This window comes from Providencia sp. Me31A, from assembly GCF_050487165.1.
Classification (GTDB): Bacteria; Pseudomonadota; Gammaproteobacteria; order Enterobacterales; family Enterobacteriaceae; genus Providencia.
Genome location: NZ_JBKQGZ010000019.1, coordinates 21434 through 37748 on the forward strand (window position 1 = coordinate 21434; position 16315 = coordinate 37748).

Consider the following 16315-nt stretch of genomic DNA (forward strand, 5'->3'; position numbering starts at 1 on the left):
TGATGCCAACGGTTCCACAAGAAATACCATTATTAGCACTTATTGCATTTTCAACACTATTACCTTTTATTATTGCAGCAGGTACCTGTTATTTAAAAATATCTATTGTTTTAGTTATGGTGCGTAATGCAATAGGTGTACAACAAGTACCATCAACGATGGTATTAAATGCAATAGCTTTATTATTATCTATTTTTGTTATGATGCCAGTATTGCAAGATGTGAACAATTATATGCGTCAAGAAAGTGTTGATTTTGGCAATGTGGAGTCTATTGAGCACTTTGTTGATGATGGGCTCGGTCGCTATAAAAGTTATTTACAGAAATATTCAGACCCACAGTTAGTCACTTTTTTCGAGTCTATACAGCAGGGGCGTAGCGAAGAAGAAATTTATGAGGAAGATGCTTCACCAACTTTATTTTCCTTGTTACCTGCATATGCGCTAAGTGAAATTAAATCTGCATTTGAAATCGGTTTTTATATTTATTTGCCTTTTGTGGTGATTGATTTAGTCATCTCCAGTATTTTGCTCGCCCTTGGCATGATGATGATGAGCCCAGTGACAATTTCTATCCCAGTAAAATTAATTTTATTCGTTGCTATTGATGGATGGACATTAATTTCTAAAGGGTTGGTAATGCAATATGTTGAATTAGCCCAACACTGACATGGAATATTGATATGGATGAAATCGTGTATGTTAGTAATAAGGCAATGTTATTAATTGTAATATTATCTGCGATCCCAGTTATTGTTGCGACAGTGGTGGGGTTATTGGTGGGATTGATACAAACAGTGACTCAGCTTCAAGAGCAAACATTACCTTTTGGTATTAAATTATTGGCAGTATTTGGTTCACTATTTATGATCTCAGGTTGGCTAGCCGATAAATTGATGAATTACGCCACAGAGGCGATCCATATGGCTATTCCCGCGGTAGGGCTATTTTAATGGGCCAAGAGTTAGTTTCGCTAGCATCCTATTTATTTTTTTTGTTCCAGCAAGGATTAATGAAATTAGTACTAGCTTGGTTAAGAATTGCCCCCGTCATGTTTTTCTTACCTTTTTTTAGCAATAAACTACTAAATGGCGGGATTATAAAGAATTGTGTCGTAATTTATATTGCTTTGGGATTATGGCCTTTTTTTGCGGGGGCAGATCTTCAATGGGAACAAACAGGATTAGTTGAAGTCTTTTTATTTGAAATCGTCGTGGGTTTAACGTTAGCTTTTATCCTAGGCCTACCTTTTATGGTCGCTAATGTTATTGGCGAATTGATTGATACCCAACGAGGTGAAACGATTAGTAGCATTATTGACCCTGCAAGTGGGACCGAAGCTTCAGAGTTAGCAGTATTCTTGAGCTATATTGTGTGCATGGTATTTTTAGCACAAGGGGGAATGTACCAACTTTCTGCTATATTTGCACAGAGTTACCATTTATTACCACTGGGGCAAGGTTTTTCCTCTTTTAATAGCTTATCGCTAGGTGAATGGTTGAATAATATGGTACTCAAGGGGGTGATCTTAGCTGCTCCGATAATCGTCACCTTATTTATTACCGAAGTGGCTCTTGGGTTATATTCCCGTTTTTGCCCACAGTTGAACGCATTTTCATTATCATTGGCAATAAAATCAATAATTGCATTTATTGTTTTTTTACTTTATTTCCAAAATGAAGTGCCAGATATATTAATGAATATGGTCTCATTATTACCATTAAATGAAGTTTTCATTTCTAATTAACGATATTTAGTCGGGGTATTATGGCAGAAAAAACAGAAAAGCCTACCGATAAAAAAATAAAAGACTCTGCAAAAAAAGGACAGAGTTATAAAAGTAAAGATTCAGTTGCAGCAATTGTATTGGTGGTTAGTGCTTTTATCTTTGATGGTATGACAAGTTTTTCTGACTTGGCATTTTTAACGAAAAAAATATTACTGAATCCAGAAAGTATAAATATTGATACATTACTGTGGGAGTTTTTCATTGTTTTTATTGGTATTTTGTTACCCATTTTATTAGCCTGCTTTCTAGCAGGAACGATGATTTCATTATTACAAAGTCGGTTCAGGCTAGCTACAGAAGCAATAAAATTAGATTTTACAAAATTAAATCCCATTGCGGGATTTAAAAAGATTTTTTCTTTAAATTCGTTAAAGGAGCTCATCAAAGCCATATTATACCTACTGGTCTTTGTTATCTCTGCATTGGCTTTTTTCTATCTCTGGCGACACGATATTTTCATGCTTTATCGTACTACTACTGAGGGTATGATCCGACAATGGGCTAATTTATCAACTACGTTTATTATTGTGTTTTTAGCCGTTGCATTGCTTATTATCATTGTAGATATGATTACTGAATTTTTCCTATTTATTAAAAACTTAAAGATGGAAAAACAGGAGGTAAAGAAAGAACATAAAGACAATGAAGGCGACCCACATATTAAGAGTGCACGTAGAAGTTTACATCAGGAACTCTTATCAGAAGAAGTTAAATCAAACGTTCGTAATTCTACATTTGTAATGGCAAATCCTACACATATTGCAATGTTAATTTATTACGATTCAGATATTGCACCATTGCCTTTTTTATTTTCTAAAAGTAGAGGGTCACAGGCGAAAGCTATTATTAAATATGCTGAAAAACAGGGCGTTCCAGTTATACGTGATATTCCATTAGCACGAAAGATTTGGCGACGTTATAAAAAAGACAGTTTTATTGATGACGCTGGGTTAGAAGAAATTATGCAAATTATATCCTGGTTAATTCGAGTTGAATTAGTCCAGATGGGGATTGATGTTGATGAAGCATTGGAAAAACTAGTCAGAAAATAACGTGTTTACTTATAATGTTTTTTAAATAAAAAATAATAATTAATAGAATAAATCGTTTTTTTAAAGCCACAGAAAAATTGATTAATTATGATTCGAGTAGAAGCTTGGGTCATATATTAAATATTAATACAAAGGTAAATATATGAATGATAATCAACAAAATGAAATACAAAATATTGATATGGAAGAATTGATCGGAAATATCACTACCGCACTCATGGATGGTGCAACTTATAAAGATATTCATGGTATTCCACAAAGTACAATGGATGGTATTTATTCGTATGCTTATGAGTTTTATCAACAAGGAAAATTGAAAGAAGCAGAAACTTTTTTTCGTTTTTTAAGCATTTATGATTTTTATAATACTGATTATGTTATGGGGCTTGCGGCCGTTTACCAATTAACTAAGCGCTATGACAAAGCAACAGAGCTCTATGCTTTGGCATTTGTGCTGGCAAAAAATGACTACAGACCTTTGTTTCATGCAGGGCAATGTAACTTAATGATGAAAAAAAGTAGTGCGGCGCTGCACTGTTTTGAAAGTGTTTTAGAAAGTAGCGCTGATGCGGACTTACAGAAAAAATCACAAGCCTATTTAAATGTATTAAAGAGAAATATTGATCCTTCAGAATCCATGAACACTTAAAGAGATATAAATATGGTCGACATTTCAACCAGTTCGAAAATTGAAAATCATGAGCGTATAAAGAATATTCATACCTTTTTACAAGCGGGTAATCCATTAGCATTGAGTGAAGATGTTGCAAAGTCGATTCTAGCGTTAGAAGAGGCTTGTGGAGAGCTAACGTCAACAGAGCAAATGAAGCAAGCTCAAGCCAAGAGCTCACCTATGTTGAATAGGCCTAAAGCGATGCCGTTAAGGGCAAAAACAGCCCAAGGTGAAAAGGCATTTAATGCAAATGCGGTGTTGGTAGAAACGTTTTCTACAATACGTCAATTATTGCATGAAGGGAATATTGGCGAACTGAGTAACCGTTTACAGCTACTCAATATGGAATCTGAGTCATTGCGTAACCAAGGTAATACTCTTTTAGATGTATTTAAGAAAAACACAGAAAAACTGGGAGGGATTAAGGATAAATTAGCCTCACAACAAGATGAAGATGCCGTACTGCGAGCAAAGTTTGATGCGTTGAATCAGCAATTGGACGCATTTCAAAAACCGATTGAACAAAATGAAGCGCAACAACAGTCTGTCCATGCAAAATTAAAAGAAGTTGATGACCTAATGACTCTGGTACCGTCTCCGGCAATAGACCCAGAAGATCAGGATACGGAGAATAAGTTACTGGAAACAAAGAAAATTTTAACTTCGCAGTTAGACCAATTAACCACCGAAAATAAGACGCTATTATCCGATAAACAAACAATCAGTCATCAGGCTGCAAATGTTAACCAGCAAATTTCGTTATTAAATACAGAAATACTGAAAACGTCTGATTTGGCCGTTGAGCAAGCGAAAGTGGCTAAAGCTGATAGTGATAATTTAAATAGCTTTATTGAGGCGGCGCCACGTAGAACAGAGGTTGATGGCGAAAAATGGGAGAACACCTTAGCCATTTTAACAATGCTAACGGCACAGCTTAAAAAAGCGATGGGTGAAGATTCCATTCGCAATATGAAAGAGCAAGAAGAGGTGATGCTAAAGATTAACGAAGCCTCTCGTAAAGACTCAGATAAAAAAGCCAAGGAAGCGGCTGAATCAGAACGCAAAGCCGCTGAGTCTAATAAAGCGGCATCATGTGCCAGCAAAATTTTTAGTTATGTCCTACTTGCCGTTTCAGTGATTGCTACTGTGGCATCTTTTGGGACAGCAGCACCATTAACCCTCGCTATTGCCGCAATCGGTATTGCCATGTCAGTGGCTGATATTGTGTTAGAGGAAACGGGGCATGGAAGTTTAATGCAAATGTTAGCGAACGAAATTTCTTCTGTCGTGACCGATATGCTGATTAGTTTTGGTGTGGATGAAGATAAAGCGAAACAGATTGGCAGCATTGTTGGCATGATTGTCGCTGCCATCGCTTTTTTAGCCGTTTCATTACTTTCTATGGGGTCGATGATTAAAAACTTGGTGGGCACGGTAAAAAATGCGGCTCAATTGCTACTTAAGAATGTGGGTTCGTTACTCAAAAATACGATTAAAGCGATGCCAAAAAGTTTAACCAATGCATTAGGTAATATTGCGACTAAAACGGCGAAAGTGACGGATTCTGCGGCTGAAAGTGCAGATAGTATGGGGAAACTATCACAGTTAGCTAAACTATCGGATAAATTTGATGACGCAAGTAATGCCATAAAAGGTTTTAATCAGGTTGCGACCAAGGTGGATAAATCCTCGGAGTTTGTTTCACTCGGCGGGCAAATGGTGAAAGTGAGTGATTCTGTGGCAGATAGTGCAGATAGCATGGTGAAGCTAACCAAGTTTACTAAGTTAGCGGATAAATTTGATGATGTAAGCGATATCGCGAAAGGTTTTAATCAGGTTGCGGCCAAGGTGGATAAATCCTCAGACTTTATTTCACTCGGCGGGCAAATGGTGAAAGTGAGTGATTCTGTGGCAGATAGTGCAGATAGCATGGTGAAGTTAACCAAGTTTACTAAGTTAGCGGATAAATTTGATGATGTAAAAGGTGTTTCTAAGTCACTTAGTCAAGCAACCAACAAAATGGATGATGTATCAGAGGCCGTTTCATCGAGTGAAAAGCTGACTAACGGTGTTAAAAGCCAGAGTGCGACGATGGCGCGAGTTGATGTGGGGATGAAAACTGCAGGGGCAGGGCTAACTGTCGCGAATGCAGCAACAACCGGCGGCCTTCGTTTGAGTGCAGCAGCATATATTCGTGATATGAAAGAGATGTTAGCAGGGATGATGTTAAATAATGAAGCCATTCAGTCGTTAACCGAACTACTTAATGCACTTATTAAAGCCATGTCAAAAAATAATGAGCAATTTGATGAAATGTTCACGGGGATGATGACGTCCCTAAAACAATCTGGCGATAACAAAGTCGATATGTTAAAAACGGCTCGATTTGCATAAAACTTAAGGAAAAACAAATGGATATTATAAACGCTAAATCACCGACAAGCATCATCAATAATTTTGCTTTAACACAGCTACAAACCATGCAAGAGGGAAAGACGCTATCGACTATTGAGGGCTGTAAAGAAATCAGTTTACAGAATGTTTCTTTGGTTGATGTTGAATTTAACACTGAAAAACCGAGCTTGAAGTTGCCGGCTGAAGAGGTTGACGATAAGCAATTATTGAGTGTACTCGGGCAATTCGCTTTATCAAATCAGGCAATTCCTGTGCCAGTTTTTGATGAAAGTAAAGCTATTTTTGAGAAAGTTTTTCAACACGCAACACCATTAGATATCGCTGAAATTAAACAATTACCACAGATTGTAGGCGCTATTTATAAAGAGGCACTCAATAATCAAGTTATGGTTACAGAGGGAGCTAACGAGGTCAAATCAGTTAATGAGGTGAAATCTAGCCAATTTGTTGGCATTGTGAGTAGTGATATTTTGCTTGAACTGGCTAAGATTATCCGCAAAGTACTGAGTGAAGTGAATATTTCAGACCGTAAAATTAGTGCAGACTTTTTAATGCTTAATGCCAAAATGGTCGAAGCGGCGGCAGAGTCTACCATTAAAGAAGGTAAAGAAATGATGATCGGCGCATTAGCTGGTTTTTGTACTTCTATGGCTATTAGCATGGCGGGGGCTGGGTTCCAATTAAAATCACTTCGCACTCAGAATCAGTCAATTAAAAATAACTTAGTCAAAGCTAATCAAAATAGTGCAATAGCGGATCGTTTGAACGAATTAAACAAAAGTAGCAACCCATTAGCAAAAAGTAATTCATTGGTTTTAAAAGGTAAAGATGGCCAAGCGATAGAGATGATTGATAGTCCTAGCGCTTCTCAGCAGGCTACGGCAAGCCAACGTACAGCAGAAGCTGCTCAGCGTACTAATAAGCTTAGCCAAGTCGAATATCAAAAGCATGATCAAATCATGAACAATGAGCGAACAAAAAGTAGTATTGCAGAACAAGGTGCCCGCTTAGCAGATAACGCAGGTCAAATGGCGACCTCAGCTAATCAAATTAATGTCAAAGAAGAAGAGGCCAATAAGATGCAGCAGCAATCTGCGGCGGATATTGCACGCACGGTTTCTGGCGACAAAGATAAACAGATTGACAAAGATAAAGATTTGGTCAAGCAGATGCATGAACACTTGCGTGAAATTCGTGAAGGCCAGTTAAGGACTTTCCAAAGTGTTGTAAGGGGATAGTGATGGAAATAGTCTCACAGAGAAATTATGTCAATGTGATACCTGCGAACATAGTGGGAAAGACGTTAGAAAATGATCATGCTTTGGTTGAAAATAATGTTGATATTGACATATTAACAGACCTTTATGAGCAAGGAATTCAGCTTGCTAAAGATCGAGGGCTTTTCTTTAACTCTGCAAGCTTTAGTGAAGGTACTGAAGATCGTGATTTAGATAAAATGCAAATGCGAGCGATGGCTCGCAAGCTAAACTATGCTAATGATTTAGTTAAAAATTCACGAACTAAAAGAAGTGCTATAAAAGCTAGATATGAAGATGGACGTTCACATATTGAAGGAACAAAAGAACTTATTGAGAATATTCATTCAGGATATCAAAAGCAGTATGGTGAAGTCATAAAAAAAGCAACGGAATATATGCAAGCAATGAATACTGCTATAGGGAGTATTAGCAAATATGTATCGTCCGGAAAGGATGGTAAAATATATTTTAAACCGGAAGATTACCTCATTGAATTTGATAATGTCATTTCTAAATATTCAGGGAAAAAATATTCAAGTAATGCGAGTAGTTATTTTGGTAATTACACTGCGGAATATAAAGAAAGCAATGCATTATATTCTATGAAATACGCCAAAGACAAATTTGAATTCTGGGATAAAAAATTATCCGCACAAGGATTTGAAGTGAAAGTAATGGGAGACAAGATTTGTATCTTTCCAGACTTTAAACCTCTTAAAGAAATCTACTCATCAGTTGCGAGAAGTAATGCGAAATGGGGGGGAAGCGATATTATGGCGCAAGAGTTTCAAAGTTTACAAACCGCGATAGATAGCCAGAAGAATACGATTAATAACAGTGTATCTAGGTTATTAGAAACTTTTCGTCAAGATAACAGTCATTTTGAAACATTAGTTCAATTGTTAATTCAATTAATTAAAGATTTAAATCAGAATAATAACTCTCTAGTTAATATGTAATTTATAGAATCATAAAGCTAGTTAATTTATATTCATAATTTATTGTGAGGAAGCCTTATGTCTACTAGTGTTAACTCTACTTCATCAGCTCAAATACCAAAGATGATATTTGATAATAACGCTATAAATAAAGATTTATCCATATCATCTCAAATTTCTTCGCTTCATTCTACAGGTATTACAGAGCAATTACCGTCGAACCCAGAAAAAAAAGAGAACATTGTCACCCCATTCCTGAATAAAAAGGATTTACATGAATTTAATAATCAAAAACAGGCGAGTAAAATTGCAGCGCTTTTAAAACCTGATGTTACAGTTGATATGGTTACAAAAGCATTAAACTTCGATGGAATGGCGAATAAAGAACAACAAGGCATGAATTACCGCCCGGAAAGTAGCTTGATTATTTTAACGCTACTAAAGCCTCATGAAATCGGGGATGGGGTATTAGAATCAGCTGCAAAAGTAGTTCGAGCGGTTCAAGATTTTAACCAAAAAAAGCATGTTGATTATAAATCAATTCTGAAAAATTCGGTGGAACAATTAGAAAAAAAAATTCAAGATTGTTTATTTGGTATTAACGGTGACAGTTTTTCAATTATGAGAGAGAGGTTTAAAGAGACGTACATTAAACCCGAATTTGAAAATATTTTAAAACCGCACTTATTACTAAATACGATAGAACAGCTTTCTATAGATGATTGTTTACTCTCTGAGAAGAATAAACAAAAACAAGCCGAAATCTCGGTTTTTCATCACTCTTATCAGAGGGAGGGAAATACCGAATCTGTTGATAAAGCCTATTATATACACAGTATGTTCAACATATTGGAAGGAAGCTTAGAAATTGTTAAGACATTAAAAACAACAGTGGATTGGCAAGAGCGTTCTTCACCCTCTAGCTTAGACATTCCACCTTTACAAACTGCGGATGAGCCTGATGGCGCAACAGTCTTACCTCAAGCCGCTAATTTTCCATACAACCATATATCAGGTAGTTACAATACAACGAATAACTATTATTTTAGTTCTCCACTAAGTGAAAACGTTACTAAAATAAGTCGTCAAGATGCGAAGGTGGGTGAAACATCACCAGAAGAGTCTAAACCGACTAAGCAAAGTGAAGATCCAGAAGTAGGCTACAAATTACTGGTGGGCAAAAATCAATCTATCGTGAATTTGCCGCGCGCTACATTAAGCCAACCAATAAAAGAGTCAGGAGTGGACGACAAATTACTAGAGCAAGATAACTCAACTTATCAGAGCAAAGGCTCTATTGTTACTATATTAGATGGCGTTCAATTAGATGGCGCTCAAGTAGCGACGGCAAAAGTATCTCCAAAGAACCAATCTGCCAAGCAAGCCGCCATACAGCAATTGTTACCAAAAAATGGTTATGTTTTAGGTAGTTACTTAAAGAATGGTGAAGTACCTGCCAAAGTCACATTATCAGCGGAAGGAGCATTAACGCGTCATCAATCGGATAAAGACATTTACCGTGGTGTACGTGAAGCGACAAAAACAGTTGTGAATACAGCCTCTTATTTGTCGAAGAGTGATGTTCCGGTAACGTTAACGGAACGAGGGGCATTGACGCGTGATCAAAGCAAGAAAGATGCTTATACAACAAGCGCAACAAGCCAGTGAGGGACTCAATGGCAAAGGATATTCACTGGTCATGGTTGTCTGAGCAAATCCAGCAAATACGGACTTATTCAGGGATCACTGATAGCTATACCATAAACTCTGCGCTAATAGCAGATGTACATATTGATTCACTGGAAATGCTGGAGTTAATTACTGCGATTGAGCAATATACAGGGCAAGGAATTCGCGATGAAGTGTGGATGAAATGGCGTTATCTACGTGATATTGTCGATTATCTTTCAAAGATTAAATAAAAATTAAAAGCCACTGGGTATTTAACGAGTGGCTTTTTATCTTTTTTTCCGTCATATAAAATTCATATTACTGTCATCAAGTGATAATGCTCACAAAATAGTATACCCTCATTTGCTTAAATCTACGCGCGTAGATTATCCTTTAAGTAAATAAAAACGCCAGTTAGATTTTTTGATTAATAGGCTTCGCGCCAACACCAAGGGTTTATCACTATGGCAACACAATTAAATGCCGAGGCAAGCCAACAAGCCGCACAAGAGCGGTTGAGCACGCCGGAAGGAAAGAAGGATTTTCGGCGAGCGATTTTTTCTTGTTGGTTAGGCACAACCATGGAATATGCGGATTTTGCTCTCTATGGTTTAGCGGCAGGTATTATTTTCGGTGATGTTTTCTTCCCAGATGCAACACCTATTATGGCGCTACTCTCCAGTTTTGCAGCCTATTCAGTTGGGTTCATTGCCCGCCCAATAGGCGCATTATTTTTTGGCTGGTTAGGTGATAAACATGGCCGAAAAATGGTCATGGTGATCACGATTGCATTGATGGGGCTATCGACTACCTTAATTGGTGCGATACCCAGTCATGCCCAAATTGGGGTTTGGGCCCCAGTCTGTTTGGTCATCTTGCGATTTGCTCAAGGGCTAGGTGCGGGGGCTGAGTTATCTGGTGGTACGGTGATGTTGGGTGAATATGCGCCAGTTAAACGCCGAGGCTTGGTTTCTTCGATAATTGCGCTAGGCTCCAACAGTGGAACATTACTCGCCTCAATGATTTGGCTGATAGTGTTACAAATGGACAAAGAAAGCCTGATGTCATGGGGATGGCGAATTCCTTTCCTTGGCAGCATTTTGATTGCATTGGCGGCGTTATTTATTCGTCAACATATGCGCGAGACACCAGTTTTTGAACGCCAAAAAGCACAGTTGGCGGAAGAGCGTCGCCTAGCATTGGAATCCGATGCAGTGGCTCATCCTGTCGATAACCGTTCATTTTGGCAAAAAACACGGGCATTTTGGACAATGGTAGGGTTACGTATCGGCGAAAATGGGCCATCTTATCTTGCTCAAGGTTTTATCATCGGCTATGTGACGAAGATATTGCTGGTGGATAAATCCGTCCCAACAACGGCAGTTTTGATAGCATCAATTTTAGGTTTTGCCATTATTCCATTTGCGGGTTGGCTATCCGACCGATTTGGCCGTCGTATTATCTACCGTTGGTTCTGTTTTTTATTAATGCTGTATGCCGTACCGGCGTTCATGTTATTAGACTCCCGTGAACCGATAGTTGTTATTCCGACAATTGTGGTTGGAATGGGGTTAGCATCACTGGGGATTTTCGGGGTACAAGCCGCTTGGGGTGTGGAGTTATTTGGCGTACGTAATCGCTACACTAAAATGGCTTTCGCTAAAGAACTCGGTTCTATTCTATCTGGTGGTACGGCGCCATTAGTGGCGTCTGCATTGCTGTCTTGGACAGGGCATTGGTGGCCAATTGCTGTCTACTTTATCGGGATGGCATGCATTGGTTTAATCACTACATTCTTTGCACCAGAAACTCGAGGTCGAGATCTGAATCTCCCAGAAGATGCGATATAAGAGTATATGGTTGTATATAAAAATCAGAGTGGCTGTTATTCTTTGGCAAAGTAATATTTGAAAAAGGAATTGCTGAGTGTCTGATTCTAACCTTCGTAAAGTGACGCGGGTAGATGTTGCCCGCGAAGCCGGAACCTCGGTTGCGGTCGTCAGCTATGTGATTAACAACGGTCCTCGTCCCGTTGCTGAAGCGACAAGAGAAAAGGTATTAGCCGCAATCGTCAAAACGGGATATCGCCCCAATGGTATTGCGAAAGCGCTTGCGTCAGGCAGTACGCAAACCTACGGACTGGTGATCCCCGATATTTCTAACCCCTTTTTAGCTTCTATTGCCCATGCATTGCAGCGTGAAGCTTTTAAATATGGACATGTTCTGTTGTTAGGGGATGCAGGGGATTCTCGGGTTCGCGAAAAAGAACTGATTAACAACCTGCTGTTAAGGCAGGTGGAAGGGCTAATTTATATCAGTGTAGATAGGCATCCTTACATTGATTTGATCCAGTCATCTGGTACGCCTTGTGTGATGCTTGATAGGGTTGAGGCTGCAAGGGGGGTCAGTACCATTCAAGTGAATGAGAAGCTGGCGGCGTATAAAATTACGCGTCATCTTATTGGGCATGGCTACAAAAAGATAGGCATCATTTGTGGCCCGAATGAAATGCTTAATACCCAAGATAGATTGAATGGTTGGAAAGCTGCACTCACAGAGGCGGGTTTAGCGGTACAGCAAAAATGGATTTTATCAGGGGAATATACCCGTGATTGGGGCTATCAAGCCCTCTATCAGATGCGCGAAGAGGGGTTCCCCGATGCCATTTTTGCCACGAATGAATTACAAGCTTTTGGCTGTTTAAAAGCCTTATCAGAATTAAAAATGCGCGTACCAGAAGATATCGCTTTAGTGTGTTTCAACGGTACCGTGCAATCAGAATATACCGTTCCAACTCTCACAACTGTTCGCCAGCCTGTTGATAAAATAGCGCAAAAAGCGATACAAATCTTACAAAATTGGCCATCTAAAGAAGCCATTTGTGAAGTGGAATTTGAGTTACAAATCGGGCACTCATGCGGGTGCTGATTATTGATTGTTTCAGGGAAATGTATGCGTTTAATTATAGATTGCGATCCTGGTAATGGGGTTGCGGGCGCCAATGTTGATGATGGGCTGGCACTTGCGCTTGCCATCGCAGCGTCTGAGGTTCAGCTTGATATGATTACCACGGTTTCAGGGAATACGCCTAGTGAAATTGGGTTCAATGTCGCGAGTCATTTAGTTAATTCTTTGGGGGAAAATATCCCTGTGTATCGGGGGGCATCATCCGCTTTGGTTGAGACTAGCGCGCCGTGGCGAGATTTGCTCGATAATGGTGCAGAGCGCGCGCAACTTACGCACTTGTGGCATGGTCTTCCGTCAGTACCGAGTTTGCCTAAATCCATGCCAGAAGCAGCACTGCGTATTGGAGAGTTAGTTTGCCAGAACCCCAAAAAAATAACGATCATTGCGATAGGCCCGTTAACCAATATCGCGATGGCACTGCAATTGTTCCCTGAGATGGCACAAAATGTGGCACAAATTGTCATTATGGGCGCTGTTTTTAATGTCCCTGGTTATGTGAAAGACACAAATTTTGGCCTTGATCCCGAAGCGGCTCACGCGGTATTGAGTAGTGGAGCGAACATCACATTAGTCCCAATGGATGTGACTGTGCAAACGCAAATGGTGCACAGTGACCTTGACAGGTTTGCTTCATTACAGTCCCCACTTAGTCAATTTCTGTTGAGCACGATGCGCCCGTGGATTGATTATTCACGCGCTACGAGAAAACTACCCGGGTGTTGGATTCACGATGTGTTAACTGTGGCATGGTTACTGGATAAAAGTATCGCCACTTGTGAAAGAAGGCAGGTGGGGATAGAGCTACAAGGGGCACTGCGAGGCAAAAGTTTTTACTATGATGCTTTGCGTCTGCGAATTGGTATACCAGCACCAACAATAGAGCCTATTACCGTATTACAATCGGTGGATAATCAGCGCCTGTTAGATCTGATTTTTCAATCAATTAGTGGATACTCGCCCAAATTGATATCGAAGAAATAGCACCATTAGGCGCTATTTCTTACGCGGAAACTTAACTCAGTGATTTTTCTATCACACCGTGGGCAAGCTTTCCTTTATGAAAAGTCGCATAGCGTGGTGAAATACGCGCAACGGCTTCTGCGGAACAAGATGCGTCAACCAGCACAAAACTGGCATCATCGCCCTTTGTTGGCCAAACTTGCTGGCCTTTTTCATTCAGTGGAAGAATGTTTCCTGTCGCAATCGCGAGCGAACGGGAGAGCGCTCGCTCATCAGGGCGAGTATATAGTTGGGCGTATAAGTTGGCTTTTTCCAACATATCGCCAAGGCCAAATGGGGACCAGTGGTCGATCACGCTATCAGTTCCAGTCATCACAAAAACACCATTTTTATTGAGTGTCTTCAATGGCATATGCAATGTACCAATCGGAACGGTTGAGGCGATAGAGATTTGTTGCTCAGCCAGTTGTTTCGCTGTTTTTTCCGCTTGTTCAGGGCTTAATGTTGCTAATGCAAAAGCATGGCTGATGGTGACTTTGCCTCGTAAACTGCGGTTTTCATCCACCGTTTTTATCATATATTCAATAGCGGCAAAGCCTGCGGGGCTAGTTTCATGTAAATGAATATCGACGCCCTTATTATAATCGAGAGCAATTTGGAACATGGTATCAAGGGATTTTTCCATCGCACCATCGACATTGGTCGGGTCTAATCCCCCCACGTAATGTGCGCCCGCTTGCATGGCTTCACGCATCAAACCTTCGGATTTTGAAAGTAATAGCCCGTGCTGGGGGAACGCGACGATTTCACAGGTAAGGTCTTGTTGGTGGTCGCCAAGGACTTTTTGTAGGGTTTCTAAATTTTTTAAACCAGAAACAGGTTCGATATTACAGTGGCTACGAGCAATGGTTGATCCGTGGGATTGGATCAATGCGATCAGCGCATTGGCTCTTTCTTCGGTAAACGGTTGTAGTTCCGGTAACAATTTTTGTTCAAGCGTTATCATATCCATGACCGTTTTACCTTCACGGGACTGCGGAGCCTGCCACGGGCCACCATAGAAGGTTTTATCGAGGTGGATATGCATGTCGCGAAATGCCGGTAACATGAGTTTACCCTGCGCACTATAGGCATTTAGCGCGCTATTCGCATGTTGTTTATTCGGTAAAATGGCGACAATTTTACCGTCGTTAATTTCGATCGTTTGCCGTGCAGTTTGTGTGCTAATAACAGTGGAATCTCGGTAATTAAACCCAGTTTCAAGTAGCACGTCATCAAGATAATAGTGGTTATCTGTAATACTGGATTGACCTGTTTTAACAACGGTTTGGTTCTCAGCAGATGCAAGCCCAGATACGGAGCCAAATAAAGTACAGGCGGCAGCCACTTTTGCACTGGTGGAAAGGAACTCTCTTCTGCCTGATGTATCTTCCGCTTTCATAGAAACTCCTTATAGTCACAATATAGAGTCGAATTTCCTGTTCTTGATCAGTAGATAATCACCCAGATCGTGATTTTACGATCTGGGAACGCGTTGATATATTAACGAGAAATTCGACTGTTCTAGAATGGTGGAACGTCGAAAATACCTCTTACTCTTGAACGATATGAGTCCCCGTTTCACCACGTAGGGCTTCAGGGAGTTTTTCAGGGGTCGTGATGATCACACGCTTACCGCCATTGGCAATAAACGATAGGCTGGCTTCAATTTTCGGCAACATGCTACCCGCAGGGAAATGGCCTTCATCCATATAGCGCTGCATATCGCTTGTGGAGGTTTCACCGAGTGCTTGTTGTTCCGGCTTACCGAAATGAATACATACTTTCTCAACACCTGTAGTGATAATCAAGATATCTGCGTTTAATTCTTTTGCTAGTAATGTCGTGGAGAGATCTTTATCAATTACAGCATCAACGCTTTGGTAACCGCCATTACCATTATCAATGACGGGAATACCACCGCCACCGGCTGCAACCACCACATAGTTATGCTCTGTTAAGGTACGGATGGCTTTTGACTCAATGACGCGCTTAGGTTCAGGGGAAGCCACCACACGGCGATAACCACGGCCTGAATCTTCAACAAAATGCCAGCTGGGGTTGACTTGCTTTAATTCATTCGCTTGTTGCTCAGTAAAGAATGCCCCAATGGGTTTAGTCGGTGCACTGAAGTTAGGGTCATTTTTATCGACTTCAACTTGGGTAACCACGGTAATGGCTTGGCGATTGTGACGCTTTGCTAATACGTTAGTAAGCGCTTGCTGAACTAAGTAACCAATGCCACCTTGGGTATCAGCGACACAGTTAGCAAGAGGGGTTAACGGTAATCCTTCGGCCTCATGTGCTATCTCTGCGCGGCGCAAATCTAATCCAACCTGAGGGCCATTTCCATGAGTCAAAACAATGTTGTAATTGCCTTCCAGCATATCACTAATATGCAGTGCGACTTCTTGAACCGCTTTTTCTTGAGCTTCAATAGACTGGCTGTTGTTATCTTTGATAATACTGTTGCCTCCGATGGCAACAACCACGAGTTCTTTCATTGTTAATGTTTCCTGATACAGAGAGTTAGCTAATAGTAAGCGTACAAAG

The 16315-nt window shown here is 40.1% G+C and carries 15 protein-coding genes; 13 read left to right on the forward strand and 2 right to left on the reverse strand.

Annotated elements, in window-relative coordinates:
* Positions 1-2 precede the first annotated feature (2 nt).
* The 13 genes from ACLPIE_RS15885 (at position 3) to ACLPIE_RS15945 (ending at position 13744) form a co-directional block, all read left to right on the forward strand.
* Positions 3-668 carry an EscR/YscR/HrcR family type III secretion system export apparatus protein gene (locus ACLPIE_RS15885; protein ID WP_430262681.1) on the forward strand — a complete coding sequence of 222 codons (666 nt, stop codon included), beginning with the start codon at positions 3-5 and terminating at the stop codon, positions 666-668.
* Between the two features lie 14 nt (positions 669-682).
* Complete coding sequence (locus ACLPIE_RS15890; protein ID WP_430262682.1) at positions 683-952, forward strand: EscS/YscS/HrcS family type III secretion system export apparatus protein; 270 nt, start codon at positions 683-685, stop codon at positions 950-952.
* On the forward strand, positions 952-1746 hold the full coding sequence (sctT, locus tag ACLPIE_RS15895; protein WP_430262683.1) for a type III secretion system export apparatus subunit SctT: 795 nt from the start codon (positions 952-954) through the stop codon (positions 1744-1746). Before ACLPIE_RS15890 ends, sctT begins: the two co-directional genes overlap by 1 nt.
* Before the next feature lie 20 nt (positions 1747-1766).
* A complete protein-coding gene (locus ACLPIE_RS15900) occupies positions 1767-2840 on the forward strand; it encodes an EscU/YscU/HrcU family type III secretion system export apparatus switch protein (protein ID WP_430262684.1) in 1074 nt (357 codons plus the stop codon).
* Between the two features lie 142 nt (positions 2841-2982).
* Positions 2983-3489, forward strand: coding sequence for a type III secretion system translocator chaperone SicA (sicA, locus tag ACLPIE_RS15905; RefSeq protein WP_430262685.1), 507 nt, complete (start codon positions 2983-2985; stop codon positions 3487-3489).
* A 12-nt stretch (positions 3490-3501) separates the two neighbouring features.
* Positions 3502-5907, forward strand: a complete 2406-nt coding sequence (sctE, locus tag ACLPIE_RS15910) for a type III secretion system translocon subunit SctE (RefSeq protein ID WP_430262686.1) — start codon at positions 3502-3504, stop codon at positions 5905-5907.
* Between the two features lie 17 nt (positions 5908-5924).
* Positions 5925-7166: a type III secretion target, IpaC/SipC family protein gene (locus ACLPIE_RS15915; RefSeq protein ID WP_430262687.1), complete on the forward strand. Its 1242-nt coding sequence runs from the start codon at positions 5925-5927 to the stop codon at positions 7164-7166.
* 2 nt (positions 7167-7168) lie between these two features.
* Positions 7169-8146: a hypothetical protein gene (locus ACLPIE_RS15920; RefSeq protein WP_430262688.1), complete on the forward strand. Its 978-nt coding sequence runs from the start codon at positions 7169-7171 to the stop codon at positions 8144-8146.
* A 57-nt stretch (positions 8147-8203) separates the two neighbouring features.
* Positions 8204-9793, forward strand: a complete 1590-nt coding sequence (locus ACLPIE_RS15925) for a hypothetical protein (RefSeq protein ID WP_430262690.1) — start codon at positions 8204-8206, stop codon at positions 9791-9793.
* A gap of 8 nt (positions 9794-9801) precedes the next feature.
* Positions 9802-10047 (forward strand): acyl carrier protein, encoded by a 246-nt coding sequence (locus tag ACLPIE_RS15930; protein ID WP_430262691.1) that lies wholly within the window; start codon positions 9802-9804, stop codon positions 10045-10047.
* Between the two features lie 213 nt (positions 10048-10260).
* On the forward strand, positions 10261-11646 hold the full coding sequence (locus ACLPIE_RS15935) for an MFS transporter (protein ID WP_430262693.1): 1386 nt from the start codon (positions 10261-10263) through the stop codon (positions 11644-11646).
* A gap of 76 nt (positions 11647-11722) precedes the next feature.
* Positions 11723-12724, forward strand: a complete 1002-nt coding sequence (locus ACLPIE_RS15940) for a LacI family DNA-binding transcriptional regulator (protein WP_430262695.1) — start codon at positions 11723-11725, stop codon at positions 12722-12724.
* Between the two features lie 24 nt (positions 12725-12748).
* Positions 12749-13744, forward strand: a complete 996-nt coding sequence (locus ACLPIE_RS15945; RefSeq protein ID WP_430262696.1) for a nucleoside hydrolase — start codon at positions 12749-12751, stop codon at positions 13742-13744.
* Positions 13745-13775: 31 nt separating this feature from the next.
* Here the strand turns inward: ACLPIE_RS15945 and ACLPIE_RS15950 are convergent, their stop codons facing one another.
* Both ACLPIE_RS15950 and ACLPIE_RS15955 read right to left on the reverse strand, forming a co-directional pair.
* Positions 13776-15164 carry an amidohydrolase family protein gene (locus ACLPIE_RS15950; RefSeq protein ID WP_430262698.1) on the reverse strand — a complete coding sequence of 463 codons (1389 nt, stop codon included), beginning with the start codon at positions 15162-15164 and terminating at the stop codon, positions 13776-13778.
* Between the two features lie 151 nt (positions 15165-15315).
* Positions 15316-16266, reverse strand: a complete 951-nt coding sequence (locus tag ACLPIE_RS15955; protein WP_430262699.1) for a carbamate kinase family protein — start codon at positions 16264-16266, stop codon at positions 15316-15318.
* Between the last annotated feature and the right edge of the window lie 49 nt (positions 16267-16315).

Excerpts from the sequence above, each read along its gene's own strand:
- sctT (WP_430262683.1), top strand. The coding sequence starts at position 952 with ATGGGCCAAGAGTTAGTTTCGCTAGCATCCTATTTATTTTTTTTGTTC.
- ACLPIE_RS15955 (WP_430262699.1), bottom strand. The coding sequence starts at position 16,266 with ATGAAAGAACTCGTGGTTGTTGCCATCGGAGGCAACAGTATTATCAAA.
- ACLPIE_RS15925 (WP_430262690.1), top strand. The coding sequence starts at position 8,204 with ATGTCTACTAGTGTTAACTCTACTTCATCAGCTCAAATACCAAAGATG.
- sicA (WP_430262685.1), top strand. The coding sequence starts at position 2,983 with ATGAATGATAATCAACAAAATGAAATACAAAATATTGATATGGAAGAA.
- ACLPIE_RS15890 (WP_430262682.1), top strand. The coding sequence starts at position 683 with ATGGATGAAATCGTGTATGTTAGTAATAAGGCAATGTTATTAATTGTA.
- ACLPIE_RS15945 (WP_430262696.1), top strand. The coding sequence starts at position 12,749 with ATGCGTTTAATTATAGATTGCGATCCTGGTAATGGGGTTGCGGGCGCC.
- ACLPIE_RS15900 (WP_430262684.1), top strand. The coding sequence starts at position 1,767 with ATGGCAGAAAAAACAGAAAAGCCTACCGATAAAAAAATAAAAGACTCT.
- ACLPIE_RS15885 (WP_430262681.1), top strand. The coding sequence starts at position 3 with ATGCCAACGGTTCCACAAGAAATACCATTATTAGCACTTATTGCATTT.
- ACLPIE_RS15915 (WP_430262687.1), top strand. The coding sequence starts at position 5,925 with ATGGATATTATAAACGCTAAATCACCGACAAGCATCATCAATAATTTT.
- sctE (WP_430262686.1), top strand. The coding sequence starts at position 3,502 with ATGGTCGACATTTCAACCAGTTCGAAAATTGAAAATCATGAGCGTATA.
- ACLPIE_RS15935 (WP_430262693.1), top strand. The coding sequence starts at position 10,261 with ATGGCAACACAATTAAATGCCGAGGCAAGCCAACAAGCCGCACAAGAG.
- ACLPIE_RS15920 (WP_430262688.1), top strand. The coding sequence starts at position 7,169 with ATGGAAATAGTCTCACAGAGAAATTATGTCAATGTGATACCTGCGAAC.
- ACLPIE_RS15930 (WP_430262691.1), top strand. The coding sequence starts at position 9,802 with ATGGCAAAGGATATTCACTGGTCATGGTTGTCTGAGCAAATCCAGCAA.
- ACLPIE_RS15950 (WP_430262698.1), bottom strand. The coding sequence starts at position 15,164 with ATGAAAGCGGAAGATACATCAGGCAGAAGAGAGTTCCTTTCCACCAGT.